The sequence below is a fragment of the Streptomyces sp. NPDC053431 genome, from assembly GCF_044544925.1.
Classification (GTDB): Bacteria; Actinomycetota; Actinomycetes; order Streptomycetales; family Streptomycetaceae; genus Streptomyces.
Window position 1 is genome coordinate 312,691 of record NZ_JBITXX010000007.1, and the last position, 13,894, is coordinate 326,584.

The 13,894-nt window shown below is 74.1% G+C and carries 13 protein-coding genes; 8 read left to right on the forward strand and 5 right to left on the reverse strand.

Annotated elements, in window-relative coordinates; all coding sequences use genetic code 11:
* Positions 1-6: 6 nt before the first annotated feature.
* The 3 genes from greA (at position 7) to ACIGXE_RS19755 (ending at position 5,328) form a co-directional block, all read left to right on the forward strand.
* The gene (gene greA, locus ACIGXE_RS19745; protein WP_365347918.1) at positions 7-504 is read left to right on the forward strand and encodes a transcription elongation factor GreA; all 498 of its coding nucleotides are present in this window, start codon (positions 7-9) and stop codon (positions 502-504) included.
* A gap of 121 nt (positions 505-625) precedes the next feature.
* Positions 626-3,019: a PQQ-binding-like beta-propeller repeat protein gene (locus tag ACIGXE_RS19750; RefSeq protein ID WP_399749027.1), complete on the forward strand. Its 2,394-nt coding sequence runs from the start codon at positions 626-628 to the stop codon at positions 3,017-3,019.
* 14 nt (positions 3,020-3,033) lie between these two features.
* Positions 3,034-5,328, forward strand: coding sequence for a protein kinase (locus ACIGXE_RS19755; RefSeq protein ID WP_399749028.1), 2,295 nt, complete (start codon positions 3,034-3,036; stop codon positions 5,326-5,328).
* 16 nt (positions 5,329-5,344) lie between these two features.
* Here the strand turns inward: ACIGXE_RS19755 and ACIGXE_RS19760 are convergent, their stop codons facing one another.
* The 3 genes from ACIGXE_RS19760 to ilvA form a co-directional block, all read right to left on the reverse strand.
* The gene (locus tag ACIGXE_RS19760) at positions 5,345-6,202 is read right to left on the reverse strand and encodes an ABC transporter permease (RefSeq protein ID WP_399749029.1); all 858 of its coding nucleotides are present in this window, start codon (positions 6,200-6,202) and stop codon (positions 5,345-5,347) included.
* Positions 6,199-7,305, reverse strand: a complete 1,107-nt coding sequence (locus ACIGXE_RS19765; RefSeq protein ID WP_399749030.1) for an ATP-binding cassette domain-containing protein — start codon at positions 7,303-7,305, stop codon at positions 6,199-6,201. The genes ACIGXE_RS19760 and ACIGXE_RS19765 overlap by 4 nt, the downstream gene beginning before the upstream one ends.
* A 152-nt stretch (positions 7,306-7,457) precedes the next feature.
* Positions 7,458-8,693, reverse strand: a complete 1,236-nt coding sequence (ilvA, locus tag ACIGXE_RS19770; protein ID WP_399749031.1) for a threonine ammonia-lyase — start codon at positions 8,691-8,693, stop codon at positions 7,458-7,460.
* Between the two features lie 180 nt (positions 8,694-8,873).
* Between ilvA and ACIGXE_RS19775 the strand changes: the two genes are divergently transcribed.
* Genes ACIGXE_RS19775 through ACIGXE_RS19785 form a run of 3 tightly spaced genes read left to right on the forward strand, consistent with a single transcriptional unit; the run spans position 8,874 to position 10,138 of the window.
* Positions 8,874-9,386 (forward strand): MarR family winged helix-turn-helix transcriptional regulator, encoded by a 513-nt coding sequence (locus tag ACIGXE_RS19775; protein WP_399749032.1) that lies wholly within the window; start codon positions 8,874-8,876, stop codon positions 9,384-9,386.
* A 57-nt stretch (positions 9,387-9,443) separates the two neighbouring features.
* Positions 9,444-9,890 (forward strand): sigma factor-like helix-turn-helix DNA-binding protein, encoded by a 447-nt coding sequence (locus ACIGXE_RS19780; protein WP_399749033.1) that lies wholly within the window; start codon positions 9,444-9,446, stop codon positions 9,888-9,890.
* Complete coding sequence (locus ACIGXE_RS19785) at positions 9,887-10,138, forward strand: hypothetical protein (RefSeq protein WP_399749035.1); 252 nt, start codon at positions 9,887-9,889, stop codon at positions 10,136-10,138. The genes ACIGXE_RS19780 and ACIGXE_RS19785 overlap by 4 nt, the downstream gene beginning before the upstream one ends.
* A 57-nt stretch (positions 10,139-10,195) precedes the next feature.
* Here the strand turns inward: ACIGXE_RS19785 and ACIGXE_RS19790 are convergent, their stop codons facing one another.
* Positions 10,196-11,350, reverse strand: coding sequence for a cystathionine gamma-synthase (locus ACIGXE_RS19790; protein WP_399749037.1), 1,155 nt, complete (start codon positions 11,348-11,350; stop codon positions 10,196-10,198).
* Positions 11,351-11,433: 83 nt separating this feature from the next.
* On the opposite strand from ACIGXE_RS19790, the gene ACIGXE_RS19795 reads away from it, so the two are divergent.
* Positions 11,434-12,540 carry a hypothetical protein gene (locus tag ACIGXE_RS19795; protein WP_399749038.1) on the forward strand — a complete coding sequence of 369 codons (1,107 nt, stop codon included), beginning with the start codon at positions 11,434-11,436 and terminating at the stop codon, positions 12,538-12,540.
* Positions 12,541-12,601: 61 nt separating this feature from the next.
* Complete coding sequence (gene msrA / locus ACIGXE_RS19800) at positions 12,602-13,261, forward strand: peptide-methionine (S)-S-oxide reductase MsrA (RefSeq protein WP_399749040.1); 660 nt, start codon at positions 12,602-12,604, stop codon at positions 13,259-13,261.
* Between the two features lie 5 nt (positions 13,262-13,266).
* Here the strand turns inward: msrA and ACIGXE_RS19805 are convergent, their stop codons facing one another.
* Entirely contained in the window at positions 13,267-13,803 is a 537-nt protein-coding gene (locus tag ACIGXE_RS19805) for a hypothetical protein (protein WP_399749042.1), read from the reverse strand.
* Between the last annotated feature and the right edge of the window lie 91 nt (positions 13,804-13,894).

Consider the following 13,894-nt stretch of genomic DNA (forward strand, 5'->3'; position numbering starts at 1 on the left):
GCACCTGTGACCCAGACCAGCGACAACGTCACCTGGCTCACCCAGGAGGCGTACAACAAGCTCAAGGACGAGCTTGAGTACCTGTCTGGTCCCGCGCGTACCGAGATCGCCGCCAAGATCGCCGCGGCGCGCGAGGAGGGCGACCTGCGGGAGAACGGCGGGTACCACGCGGCCAAGGAGGAGCAGGGCAAGCAGGAGCTCCGGGTCCGCCAGCTCACCCAGCTCCTGCAGAACGCCAAGGTCGGCGAGGCGCCGGCGGACGACGGCGTCGTCGAGCCGGGCATGGTCGTGACGATCGCCTTCGACGGCGACGAGGACGACACGATGACCTTCCTGCTCGCCTCCCGTGAGTACGCGAGCGGCGACATCGAGACCTACTCGCCGCAGTCTCCGCTGGGCGTCGGGGTCAACGGCAAGAAGGCCGGCGACGACGCCGAGTACGAGCTGCCCAACGGCAAGATGGCCATGGTGAAGATCCTCAGCGCGAAGCCGTACACCGGCTGAGCCGTCTTCCACCCGGGTCTTCCTGATCCGAGGAGAAGGGCCGGATCCCGCGAAGGGGTCCGGCCCTTCGGCATGCCCATGCAATGATCATCCGCATCGGCCGGTGAAGGGGGACGGGCAGATGCTGGGACCACTGCGCGAGGGAGCGCCGCGACGGATCGGACCCTACGAGGTCCTGGCCCGGCTCGGGGCCGGTGGCATGGGCGAGGTGTACCTGGCCCGCCGCGACGCCTCCGGCGAGTTCTTCGCCGTCAAGACCGTACGGCGTGACGTGGCGGGCGACCCCGCCTTCCGCGACCGCTTCCGCCGCGAGATCCGGGTCGCCGGCCTGGTCGACAGCGCGTACGCCGCCGCGCCCGTCGGCGGGGACGCCGACGCCGAGCCGCCGTGGCTGGCCACCGCGTACGTGCCCGGCCCCAGCCTCTCCCAGGCCGTGCGCCGCTCGGGCCCGCTGCCGGTCCCGGCCGTCCGGGCGCTCGGGGCGCGGATCGCCCGCGCCCTCGCGGACCTGCACGCGACCGGCGTCCTGCACCGCGACCTCAAGCCCGGCAACGTCATGCTCGCCGCCGACGGGCCGCGCCTGATCGACTTCGGCATCGCGCGGGCGACCGGCGCCACGACCATGACGGCGACCGGCCTCATGGTCGGCACCCCTTCCTTCATGTCGCCCGAGCACGTGGCCGGGGCGCGGAAGGTGACGGGCGCGTCGGACGTCTTCTGTCTGGGCTCCCTCCTCTGTTACGCGGCGACCGGCGAGGACCCGTTCGGCGACGGCCCGGTGGCGGCCGTCCTCTACCGCGTCTCGCAGGCGGAGGCGGACCTGGCCCGGGTCCCGGAGGACCTCCTGCCGGTGATCTCCGCGTGCCTGTCGCCCGACCCGGAGGCCCGCCCGGCGCCGGAGACCCTGGTCGATCTCCTGGGCGGCACCGACGGGCGCCTCCCCGCCTGGCCGGAGCCGGTCCGGGAGCACATCGGCGAGTACGGCCGGGAGCTCGCCCAACTGGTGGCGGCGGGCGGCCCGCTCCTGGAGGTCCCGCCCCCGGCGCCGGTGGTGACCTCCGGCCCTCCGGGCCTGCACTTCGCGCCGACGATCGCGCCGGCCGTTCCCCCGCCGCCCGTCCGGAAGCGCCGGCGCGGGGGCCTGGTCGCCGCCGCGGTGACCCTCGCCCTCCTGGGCGGCGGCCTCGGCGCGTACCTGCTGTGGCCGGAGCCGGCCACCCCGAAGAAACCGGTGACCGCCGCCCCGCCCGCCGGCCCCCGCGTCCCCGGCGTCGACGACCGCGGCCTCGCCGACGCCTCCGGCGTCGTCCCGCAGAACGCCGCCCAGCGCCCGGCGGGCTGGAAGCCGTGGCGGGCGAAGCTGCCGGCACCCGCGTTCGGCTGTTCGGCGAACGAGCGGGTGCTGGTGTGCCGGACGACGGACGGGCGCTTCGAGGCGCTGGACCCGGCGAACGGAACGAAGCTGTGGGAGGCGAAGCCGAACGTCAAGGACGCCCCGCAGATGAGCTACGTGGGCCCCACGGGCGGCATCTTCATCGCCCAGGAGGCGGCCCGGCCCCTCGTCCACGACGGCTTCGTCGTGCTCGCGTACGGCGAGCGGGTCCAGGTCCGGGACGCGCGCACGGGCGCGGTGAAGTGGGAGAAGGACGCCTGGGCCCAGCAGGGCGAGGGCAGCCGCCCGGTCGTCGCCGACGGCATGCTCTTCGTCGCGGCGCCGACCGAGAAGGGCCAGGAGAACGCCATCGACCACGTCAGCATGTTCGCCTACTCCCTGGCCGACGGCCGCAAGCTGTGGAACAAGGCGCTCACCAACGCCGACCTCGCCCGCTCCGACTACAAGGACTTCGAGCCCGTCGCCTACGCCAAGGGGCTCGTGTACGCGCTCAGCGACGGCGGGATCATCGCGTACGACGCGAAGACCGGCGCGGTGCGCGGACAGGTCGACGACGACGCGCGCACCTGCGAGGAGATCAAGGTGTTCGGCGCGTACGCCTACTGCGTCGACGTCTCCCACAGCTCCGGCACCCCGCTCCGCGCCCACCTGCTCGACTCGGCGACCCTCGCCTCGCTGAAGTCCCTCCCGGTGCCCGACCCGGGCGGGAGCCCGGCGGTCGTCACCGAGCGGACGGCGGCTCGGCTCGACGGCGAGAAGGGCGGGCTGACGGTCTTCGACCCGCGCGACGGCAGGCAGCTCGGCACGTACGCGGCGAAGGCCGCGCCCGCCGGGCTCTCCCAGGCCTGGTCGGCGCCGCTGCTCGCGGGCGACCAGCTCGTGTACGCCGACTACGCCTCGCTGTACACCGTGCGGCTCGGCGCGGACGGGAAGCCCGCGGGGCTGAAGGTCACGCCGGTGCCGGGGGCGCCGGGGCCGCGCGCCCAGGGGGACCCGTACGACCCGAACTGGGGCACCACCTACGACCGGATGCTGCGCGCCCCCGAGGCGCTCCCCGTCGGCGGCATCGCCTACCTCGTGTACGACCAGGGTGTCGTCGCCTCCGTCGAACTCCCCCGCTAGAAAGGCGCGTTCCCGTGCTGGAAGCACTCCCCGCCGGGCCCCCGCGGCTCGTCGGTCCCTACCGGCTGCTCGCCCGGCTCGGAGCGGGCGGCATGGGCGAGGTCCATCTGGCCTGCCGGGCGGACCGGCCGACGGCCGATCCGTACCGGATGGTCGCGGTGAAGACCGTGCGGGAGGACCTGGAGGTCGACGGGGACTTCCGGACCCGGTTCCGGCGCGAGATCACGGCGGCGCGGGCGGTCGACAGCCCGTACGCGGCGCGGCTCGTGGACGCGGACGCCGACGCGGCGGCGCCGTGGCTGGCGACCGAGTACGTGCCCGGCCCCTCGCTCGCGGAGGCGGTCGTACGGTCCGGGGCGCTGCCCGTGGCGGCGGTGCGGGCGCTCGGGGCCGCGCTGGCGCGGGCGTTGGCCGCGGTGCACGGCGCGGAGGTGCTGCACCGGGACCTGAAGCCGGCGAACGTGCTGCTCGGCGCGGGCGGGCCGAAGCTGATCGACTTCGGCATCGCGCAGGCCTTCGAGGCGACGGCGCTGACCTCGACGGGTCTGGTGGTCGGCTCGCCCGGGTTCATGGCGCCGGAGCACCTGATCGGCAGCCGGGCGGTGGTGCCGGCATCGGACGTGTTCTGTCTGGGCGCGGTGCTCGCGTTCGCGGCGAGCGGGCGGGGGCCGTTCCACGACGACGAGATGGCGGCGGTGATCTACCGCATCAGCCGGGCCGAGGCCGAACTGGACGGCGTCCCGGCGGAGTTGCGGCCGGTCGTGGAGCGGTGCCTGCGGCTCGATCCGGCGGAGCGGCCGTCGGCCGCGGAGCTGGTGGGGCTGCTGGGCGGCGCGGAGGTGCCGGAGGCGTTCCCGTGGCCGGGCGGGGTGCTGTCGCTGCTCGCCGAGTACGGGGAGGCCGCGCGGCGGGTCGGGGAGGAGGCCGCGTCGGGCGTGGGCGTGTCGGATCTGCCGACGCTCGCGCCGGTCGTGCCGTACTCCCCCACGGCGGTGGGGTACCGGCCGCCGGCCGAGGCGGCGGGACCCGGTGAGCGGCGGCGGCCGTGGGGGCGGATCGCGGCGGCCGTGGCGGCGGTGGCCCTGGTGGGGGCGGCGGGGATCGTGTTCCTCGACAGGGACGGCGAGCAGGGCGGCTCGGTCGGCCAGGGGCCCTCCGGGAGCACCTCGCCGTCGGCGGGCACGTCCGGTCCCGCGGCCCCGCGCACGCTGAGCCAGGTCGTCCTGCCGTACGGCGGGGAGGGCCACGGCGGCGACTACGGGACGGTCGGCACCGGGCGCTCCTCACGGCCCGCGGGCTGGTCCCCGTGGACGCGGCGGCTCGGCGTGGAGGCGGGGGCCTGCGCGCTCTCTCCCGAGGTGCTGGTCTGCTCGGGCCCGGGCGGCGCGGTGTCGGCGCTGGCCGCGGCCGACGGCACGGTGCTCTGGTCGAAGCCGGGGCGGGGCGCGGCGCCGCGCCCCGCCCCGCAGTACCCGGCGGTCGTCGGCGACCTGGTGGCCGTCACCGGCGGGGACGGGGTCACCGCGTACGGCCTGAAGGACGGGGCCGAGCGGTGGAAGCGCGGGCTGCCGGAGGGCGGCTGGGCGGTGAAGGGCACCGACCTGCACGACGGGGTGCTCTACACCTCGTACCTCGGCGTGACCGACGAGAGCGCGGGCCTCGTCACGGCCGTGAAGCCGGGCGACGGGGGCAAGGAGCTGTGGCGGCGACGTCTCGACGTGACGCCGGAGTACCCCGTGGCGTCGGGCGGCTCCGTCTACGTGCCGGGCAACGGCCGGGTGCTCGCGCTGGACGCCGGCGACGGCAAGGAGACCGCGCGCGGCTCGGACGCCTACGGCTGCTACGCGGTCACCGCGCATCGGGACGGCGTCCTGTGCGAGGGCTCGGGTGCCGGGGTGACGGTGCTCGACGCGCGGACGCTGGAGCGGACGCGGACCCTCGGCGAGGGGGTGCGGACGGTCTCGGCCCCGGCGGTGAGCGCGAAGGGGCTCGTGGCCCTGACCGACGGCAAGGAGCTGTACGTCTACGAGCTGGGGACGGGGGCCGAGCGGTGGCGGCGGCCCGCCTTCGACCGGGGCGAGCGCGTCTTCTTCGCGGGGGACCGGCTGCTCTCGGTGAGCGGCACCCAGTTCGCGGCGCTGCCCTTGGAGAAGCCGCCGACCGACTGGCCCGACTACGCGGTGACCCAGTTCACCGAGCCGCAGGAGCAACTCCCGGCCTCCAGCGGCGCGTCGAGCGTCCTGGCCGCCGGAGGAGCGCTCTTCGTCGCCCTCTCCGACGGCCTCGTCGCCTCCGGTTACGCCCCCTGATCCGGTCCGCTCGGGCTCAGGCCGTCGCCGACCGGTACTTCCGCACCGACAGCGTCCGGAAGATGACGACGATCAGGATCGAGTAGATCAGTGACGCCCAGACCGGGTACTTCATCGGCCAGGCGTCGGACGGGGACAGGCCGGGGTCGCCGAAGAGTTTGCGGCAGGCCTGCACGGTCGCGCTGAACGGGTTCCACTCGGCGATGGGCTGGAGCCAGCCGGGCAGGTTGCCGGAGTCCACGAAGGCGTTCGAGATGAACGTGACCGGGAACAGCCAGATCAGTCCGCCCGAGGTGGCCGCCTCCGGTGTCCGCACGGAGAGGCCGATGAGGGCGCCGATCCAGGTGAAGGCGTATCCGAGGAGGAGCAGCAGGCCGAAGCCGGCCATGATCTTCGCGAAGTTGGTCGGCGCCGCGTAACCGGGGCGCCAGCCGACGAGCAGCGCGACGAGCGCCAGGACGGTGAGCGTCAGCGCCGTCTGCACGAGGTCGGCCAGGGTGCGTCCGGTCAGGACCGCGCCGCGGGCCATCGGGAGGGACCGGAAGCGGTCGATGAGGCCCTTGTGCATGTCGTCGGCGATGCCCGCGCCCGCGCCGGCCGTGGCGAAGGTGACCGTCTGGGCGAAGATGCCGGCCATCAGGAAGTTCTTGTAGACGTCCGGGTCGGTGGAGTTGCCGATCTGCATGGAGCCGCCGAAGACGTACGTGAAGAGGATCACGAACATCACCGGCTGGATGAGTCCGAAGATGACCATCTCCGGGATGCGGCTCATCCGGATGAGGTTGCGCTTGGTGACGACCAGCGAGTCGCCGATCGACTGGGCGATGGCGCCGCGCTTGCGGGGCCGGGGGACGGCGTCGGTCAGTGTGGTCATTTCGCCGCCTCCTCGGCCTGCTCCCGCTCCCGGGCCTGTGCCTGCTCCCGCTCCGCCCGTGCCGGATCCTGGGCCCTCTCCGGCTGCTCCGCCTTCGTGCTCCTGCCGCGCGGGTCCCGCGTGCCCTCGCCGTTCTCGTCCTCCGCGCGCTCGGCCGTGTGGCCGGTGAGGGAGAGGAAGACGTCGTCGAGGGTGGGGCGGCGCAGTCCGATGTCGTCGATCTCGACGCCGACGGCGTCCAGGTCGCGGATGACCTCGGCGAGGAGCTTGGCGCCGCCGGTGACCGGGACGGTCAGCTTGCGGGTGTGGTCCTCGACGCTGATGTCGCCCTCGCCGACGCCGGGCATCCCGTAGCGGTGCAGGACCTCGCGGGCCGGCGGGATCATCTCGCGTTCGTGGACGACGACTTCGACCCGCTCGCCGCCGGTCTGCGCCTTGAGCTGGTCGGAGGTGCCGCGGGCGATGACCCTGCCGTGGTCGACGACGCAGATGTCGTGGGCCAGGTGGTCGGCCTCCTCCAGGTACTGCGTGGTGAGGAGCAGGGTCGTGCCGGCGGCGACGAGTTCCTGGATGACCTCCCACAGCGCCTGGCGGTTGCGGGGGTCCAGGCCGGTGGTGGGCTCGTCCATGAACATGACCGGCGGCGAGACCACGAGGGCCGCGGCGAGGTCGAGCCGGCGGCGCATGCCGCCCGAGTAGGTCTTGGCCTGGCGGTCGGCGGCGTCCGCCAGGTTGAACCGCTCCAGGAGCTCGGCCGCGCGGGCCTTCGCGCCGCGCGCGTTCATCTGATAGAGCTGCCCGACCATCTGCAGGTTCTCGCGGCCGGTCAGATACTCGTCGACGGCGGCGAACTGGCCGGACAGGCCGATGGAGCGGCGCACCTCGTCGGGGTGCCGGAGCACGTCGATCCCCGCGACCGTGGCGCGGCCGCTGTCGGGTCGAAGCAGGGTGGTGAGCACGCGGACGGCGGTGGTCTTCCCCGCGCCGTTCGGACCGAGGAGGCCCAGAACGGTGCCCTCGGGCACGTCGAGGTCCACGCCGTCCAGAGCTCGTACGTCGCCGAAGGTCTTCACCAGACCTTCGGCGTGGATCGCGCCTGGCATGTGGGTTCTCCCAGCAGTTTCGGGCGTTTCCGGACAAGTCTAGATACGCCGGACCCACCTCGCCCGGCACTCCGCCACCACGACCTCATGCTGACGCGATACATCGCGACACGCAACCGATTCGTGCCGGCCGGGCCTGCCGGAGGCGGCGGTCAGCCCAGCACCTTGTATCCGGCGTCCCGCAGCGCCTCCGCGACCTCCCGGCAGTGCTCCGGCCCCTTCGTCTCCAGGTGCAGCTCGACCTCCGCCTCCGTCAGGCCCAGCCGGGGATCGGTCCGGACATGGCTCACGTCGAGCACGTTCGCGTCCACCACCGTCAGCACCGCGAGCAGCGTCGCCAGCGTGCCCGGCCGGTCCGTGACCTTCAGCCGCAGGCTCAGATAGCGCCCGGCGGCCGCCATGCCGTGCCGCAGCACCCGCTGCATCAGGAGCGGGTCGAGGTTCCCGCCGGACAGCACCGCCACCACCGGCCCCCGGCCGCGGAACGCCTCCGGGTCCGAGAGGAGCGCCGCGACCGGGCTCACGCCGGCCGGCTCCACCACCAGCTTCGCCCGCTCCAGGCAGAGCAGCAGCGCCGAGGAGAGCGCGTCCTCCGAGACGGTGCGGACCTCGTCCACGTACTCCCGGACGATCCCGAACGGCACGTCGCCCGGTCGCCCCACCTTGATCCCGTCCGCCATCGTCACCGGCGAGTCGATCGCCACCGGATGCCCCGCCGCGAGCGAGGGCGGATACGCGGCCGCGCCCTCCGCCTGCACGCCGACCACCCGCACGTCGGGCCGTACCGACTTCACCGCGAGACCGATCCCGGCCACCAGACCGCCGCCGCCGACCCCCACCAGGATCGTCCGCACCTCCGGGCACTGCTCCAGGATCTCCAGGCCGACCGTCCCCTGGCCCGCGATGATGTCCGGATGGTCGAAGGGGTGGATGAACACCGCGCCGGTCTCCCGGGCGTACTCCTCGGCCGCCGCGAGCGTCTCGTCCACGACGTGGCCGTGCAGCCGCACCTCCGCCCCGTACTCACGGGTCGCCGCCACCTTCGGCAGCGGCGCGCCCACCGGCATGAACACCGTCGCGTGCACCCCGAGCACGGCGGAGGCCAGCGCCACGCCCTGCGCGTGGTTTCCGGCCGACGCCGCGACCACGCCGGCCGCGCGCTGCTCGGGCCGCAGCCCCGCGATCCGCACGTACGCGCCGCGCAGCTTGAACGAGCCGGTCCGCTGCAGGTTCTCGCACTTGAGGTGGACCGGCGCCCCGACCATCGAGGACAGGTGCCGGCTCCCCTCCATCGGGGTCATCCGGGCGACCCCGGCGAGCATCTTCTGCGCCCCGCGCACGTCGTCGAGCATGAGGCGGTGCAAGGGGTCTGGCGTACGGAAGCTCATGACCGCAAGTCTCGCAGCTCACAGGGGCACCGGCCGCCGGAGGCACGGTGCGCCACCCGTTCCGCGGCCCTGTCGCACCCGGGTTCGCAGCGGGTTCTCGCAGCGCCGGTACGGACCCCGGCAGGTCCGCGTACTCTGTCCCCCACCAACCGCCCACCGCACGAGAGAGCCACCACAGCCATGCCCACATCTCAGGACATGACGACTGAGCTTGACCCCGGTCTCCTCGACGCCCTCCAGCACCAGGTGGCCGTCTTCGCGAGACGGGCCGAGCAGACCCGGCTCGGCGGCACCGGGCAGCTCCGCAACTCCATGGACCGCGCCGCGTACCTGCTGCTCAACCGGCTCGACCAGGAGGGCCCGATGGGTGTGAAGGCGCTCGCCGCCGGCATGGGCATCGACTCCTCCACGGTCACCCGCCAGGTCGCCCCGCTCGTCGACACCGGCCTGGTCAAGCGCACCTCGCACCCCGAGGACGGCCGGGCCGTCGTGCTCCAGCTCTCCCCGCGCGGCCAGGCCCGCCTGGAGGAGGTCCGCACCTCGCGGCGCCGGCTGATGGCCGAGGTCACGGACGGCTGGACGCCCGCCGAGCGCGAGTCCTTCTGCACCCTGCTCACCCGCTTCAACTCGGCCCTGTCGGCCCGCCAGTCGGGGCTGCCCGCCGCTGCGGACGACGCCGCGCCCAAGTCGTGACCCCGGGGCTCCCGCACGGGTCTTGACCCGCGGCGCGCGCTGTCCTCATATGAGGACGTGCGCGAGTCGAATCACGGCCACTCCGGCGAAAACACCGCCCGCACCCGGGAGTTCAACGCGTTCGTGGCCGGGGCGTCGGGCCGGCTGCTGCATGCGGCGACCCTGCTCACCACCGAGCCCGCGCACCGCAACCCGCTCGCCCAGGCCCTGTTGACGGCCTCCCTCGCCCACACCTACGCCCACTGGGACCGGCTGCGCGGCGAGGACCCGTACGACGTCACCCGGGCCGACCTCGCCACCCGCTTCGCGCGCACCGCCTGGCGCTACCACCGCGGCCGCGGCGGAGTGCTCTCCGCGCTCACCCCGCAGGAACGCCTCGTCGTCGTGCTCCGGCTGTACGAGGGGGTGGCCGAGGAGCAGACCGGCGCGCTCCTCGGGCTGCCCGAGGAGCGCGTCCGGGCCGTCTGCGCCCGCTCCGTGAGCGCCCTGCGGGCCGCCTCGTGAACCGGCACGAGGACAAGGAGGACGAGGTCCGGCGGATGATGGACACCGCCCGTCCGCACGTCCCCGGCGACCTCGCCGCGAGGGCCGCCGCCCGCGGCACCCGGCTGCTGCACCGGGACCGGGTGGTGCGGCGGATCGGCTGGACGCTGCTCGCGCTCGCGGTCGCCGCCTTCGTCGTCTGGGCCTCGGTCGCCCGCCCCTGGGAGGTCCCCCCGGCGGGGACGACACCGCCGCTCGAAGGCTGGTGAGCCCGGGCCGGACGCCGGCGCGGGCCGGGCCCCGAGGGGACCCGGCCCCGGGGCGTACTAGCCCAGCGCCTGGCGCAGGTCGGCGAGCAGGTCGTCGACGTTCTCGATGCCGACGGAGAGGCGGACCAGGTCGGCCGGGACCTCCAGGGCCGAGCCCGCGACGCTCGCGTGCGTCATCCGGCCCGGGTGCTCGATCAGCGACTCGACACCGCCCAGGGACTCGCCCAGGGTGAAGAGCTGGGCGCGGTTGCAGACCTCGACGGCCGCCTCCTCGCCGCCCTGCACGCGGAACGAGATCATGCCGCCGAAGGAGCGCATCTGCTTGGCGGCGACCTCGTGGCCCGGGTGCTCCGGCAGGCCCGGGTAGAGGACCTGGGTGACCTTCGGGTGCTGGGTCAGCATCTCGACGATCTTGCCGGCGTTCTCGCTGTGCCGGTCCATGCGGACGGCGAGCGTCTTGATGCCGCGCAGCACGATCCAGGAGTCGAAGGGGCCGGCGACGGCGCCCATCGCGTTCTGGTGGTACGCCAGTTCCTCACCGAGCTCCGCGTCGGCCGTCACCAGGGCGCCGCCGACGACGTCGGAGTGGCCGCCCATGTACTTGGTCAGCGAGTGGACGACGACGTCCGCGCCCAGCGACAGCGGCTGCTGGAGGTACGGCGAGGCGAAGGTGTTGTCGACGACCAGCTTCACGCCGGCCTGGCGGGCGACGCCCGCGACGGCCTCGATGTCGGTGATGCCGAGCAGCGGGTTCGACGGGGTCTCGACCCAGATCAGCTTGGTGCGGTCGTTGATCGCGCCGCGCACCGACTCGACGTCGGAGGTGTTCGCGACGGAGAAGTCGACGCCCCAGCGCTCGACGACCTTCGCGAAGAGGCGGAAGGTGCCGCCGTAGGCGTCGTTGGGGATGACCACGTGGTCGCCCGGGACCAGGAGGGTGCGCAGCAGGCAGTCCTCGGCGGCGAGTCCGGAGGCGAAGGCGAGGCCGCGCCGGCCGCCCTCCAGGGCCGCCAGGTTCTCCTCCAGGGCGGTCCGGGTCGGGTTGGCGCTGCGGCTGTACTCGTAGCCGCCGCGGAGCCCGCCCACGCCGTCCTGCTTGTAGGTGGACACCTGGTAGATGGGCGGGACGACCGCGCCGGTCAGCGGGTCTGCGGTGTTGCCCGCGTGGATGGCGCGGGTCTCGAAGCTCTGGTGGGTGTGCTGGTCGCTCATGAGGCAGGAGCGTAGTCCCGTGGGGGCCCGGTCGCCGCCCTCCGTCTCAGCAGGCGTTCGCCGGTGTCCTGGACAATGGACACATGGAGATTCTCTGGTTCCTGATCGCGCTCGGGCTGATCTTCGGCGTCCTGGGCCCCTTCGTGTTCCGCCGGCGTGGCGGCGGCATCCGGCAGGTGGCCCCCGGCGCCCCCGACGCGGCGGACCCCGCGGCCTACGGATTCCTGCGCCAGGAGGAGCAGGACGTGCGGCTGCCGGGGCCGGACCGGGACCTCCTCGACGTGCTCGACGTCGTCCAGGCGACCCAGGACTGGCGGGCCGCCTCGCAGCTGCTGAAGGGCACCGGGCAGGAGGGCGAGATCCGCTGGCAGCGGGTCCAGGCCTTCGCGGGCGCCGCCTCCCTGGAGCTGGCCGAGCGGCCGGGCGTGGGCGGCGCGTGGCTGCGCGCGTGGAAGGCCGAGGCGCCCGAGGACGCGGGGGGCGCCCAGGTGTACGCGGAGTTCCTGGTGCAGCGGGCCTGGCGGTCCTCGACGGCCGGGAGCGACGACTTCCGGGTCATCCTGGAGGAGGCGCGCAAGGCCTGCGAGGAGGCGGCCGTCCTCGCACCGGGCGACCCCGTGCCGTACATCTCCGAGCTGGCCGTGGCCCGCGGACTCGGGTACGCCCCCGAGCAGTTCGACCTGCTGTGGGCGAAGGTCATCGACCGCGCGCCCACGCACATGGGGGCGCATCTGGCGGCCCTGCTCTACTGGTGCGGGAAGTGGCACGGCTCGCGCGAGGAGGCCGACCACTTCGCGACGACGGCCGCGGCCCGCGCGCCGCGGGGCTCGCTGCTCGCCGCGCTGCCGCTGTTCGCGGTCTTCGAGAACCGGCCGGAGATCGTCGTCGGCGTGGACTTCCACCGCACGGCCGTCGTCACCAAGGCCGTGTCCGGCGCCCTGTACGCGGTGCACTCGGCGCGCCCCGACGACCCGATGCTCGCGCACGTACGCCATCTGCTGGTGTCCTTCCTGATCGGGGCGGAGCGCTGGGCCGAGGCGATGGCCCTGCTCGTACACGTCGACGGGTACGTGGGCGCGCTGCCGTGGACGCTGAACGAGGACCCGGCGGCCGCGTACACGGCGTGCCGGAACATCGCCGTGGCCGGCTACGAGGCGAACGGCGGCAGCCCGGCGACGCTGCCGCGGTAGGGGAATCCCCGGGGTGCGGGGAACGTTGTGCCGAGAGCCCACCGTCGAGGAGAGATGCAGCATGTTCCTGTCCCGCACCCCCGTCCTCCCCACTCCCGACCAGGCCCTGCGCGGGCGCCCCGAGCCCGAGTTCCCGGTCCCGGAGCGCCACACCGTCCTCGGCACCCCGCTCCTCGGCCCGTACCCGGAGGGCCTGGAGGTCGCGGACTTCGCCCTGGGCTGCTTCTGGGGCGCCGAGCGCAAGTTCTGGCAGACCGAGGGCGTGTACACGACCCTCGTCGGATACCAGGGCGGCTACACGGAGAACCCGCACTACGAGGAGGTCTGCTCGGGCCTCACCGGCCACACGGAGGTCGTGCGCGTGGTCTTCGACCCGGCGAAGGTCTCCTACGAGCGCCTCCTGAAGCTGTTCTGGGAGTCCCACGACCCGACCCAGGGCTTCCGCCAGGGCAACGACGTCGGCACCCAGTACCGCTCGGCCGTCTACACCCACTCCCCCGAGCAGGCCACCACGGCCGAGGCCTCCCGCGCGGCCTACCAGCAGGTCCTGACCGGCTCCGGCTACGGCACCATCACCACCGAGATCCTCCCGGCCCAGGACCGCACCTTCTACCCGGCCGAGGCCTACCACCAGCAGTACCTGGACAAGAACCCGGCGGGCTACTGCGGCATCGGCGGCACGGGCGTCTCGTGCCCGATCGGGGTGGCGAAGGCGGACTAGGCCCGTCAGCGCGTGGGGCCGGCGCCCGGCCGGCCCCGCTCCTCGGCAGGGTCCTCCAGGAGCAGCAGGATCAGGCCGGCGGCGCCACCGAGCAGCCAGCTCACCAGCATCACGATCTGCTGCCCGAAACCGAGCCCGAGGGCGAAGCCGATCCACGTCAGCGCGGTCACGGCCGCGGCGCCCTGCCGCAGGACGCCGCCGGCGGCCCATGCACGGCGCACCCAGCCCCCCGGACGCCACATGGTCCACAGGGCCACGGCGACGGCGAAGGCCCTGAACAGGAGGAACGGCACGGGCAGCCGGGGCATGTCCCCGCCGACCGCCTTCCCCCGCATCAACTCGCGCACCCCCACGACCAGGACGACCGGCCCCACCAGCGCGAACACCGCCGCGACGACACGCTGGAAACGGACGCTCGTGCCCCTGGAGCGCGCCGCGGCGTGCGCCGCGCCCCGGAAGTCCGTGGCGACGATCGTGCCGAGGCCCGTCGCGAAGACCCCCCACGCGAGGGTGAACAGCCCGCCCGTACCGCTCCCCGCCATCCCGGCCCCTCCCCCTCGTCCCGGGTGACCGTACGCCCCGCCACCGGCCCGCGTCGTTGCCGGGTGCGGGCAGTCTTGGGGGCCTCTCGGC

Excerpts from the sequence above, each read along its gene's own strand:
- ACIGXE_RS19750 (WP_399749027.1), top strand. The coding sequence starts at position 626 with ATGCTGGGACCACTGCGCGAGGGAGCGCCGCGACGGATCGGACCCTAC.
- ACIGXE_RS19760 (WP_399749029.1), bottom strand. The coding sequence starts at position 6,202 with ATGACCACACTGACCGACGCCGTCCCCCGGCCCCGCAAGCGCGGCGCC.
- ACIGXE_RS19765 (WP_399749030.1), bottom strand. The coding sequence starts at position 7,305 with ATGCCAGGCGCGATCCACGCCGAAGGTCTGGTGAAGACCTTCGGCGAC.
- ilvA (WP_399749031.1), bottom strand. The coding sequence starts at position 8,693 with ATGAGCTTCCGTACGCCAGACCCCTTGCACCGCCTCATGCTCGACGAC.
- ACIGXE_RS19775 (WP_399749032.1), top strand. The coding sequence starts at position 8,874 with ATGCCCACATCTCAGGACATGACGACTGAGCTTGACCCCGGTCTCCTC.
- ACIGXE_RS19790 (WP_399749037.1), bottom strand. The coding sequence starts at position 11,350 with ATGAGCGACCAGCACACCCACCAGAGCTTCGAGACCCGCGCCATCCAC.
- ACIGXE_RS19795 (WP_399749038.1), top strand. The coding sequence starts at position 11,434 with ATGGAGATTCTCTGGTTCCTGATCGCGCTCGGGCTGATCTTCGGCGTC.
- msrA (WP_399749040.1), top strand. The coding sequence starts at position 12,602 with ATGTTCCTGTCCCGCACCCCCGTCCTCCCCACTCCCGACCAGGCCCTG.
- ACIGXE_RS19805 (WP_399749042.1), bottom strand. The coding sequence starts at position 13,803 with ATGGCGGGGAGCGGTACGGGCGGGCTGTTCACCCTCGCGTGGGGGGTC.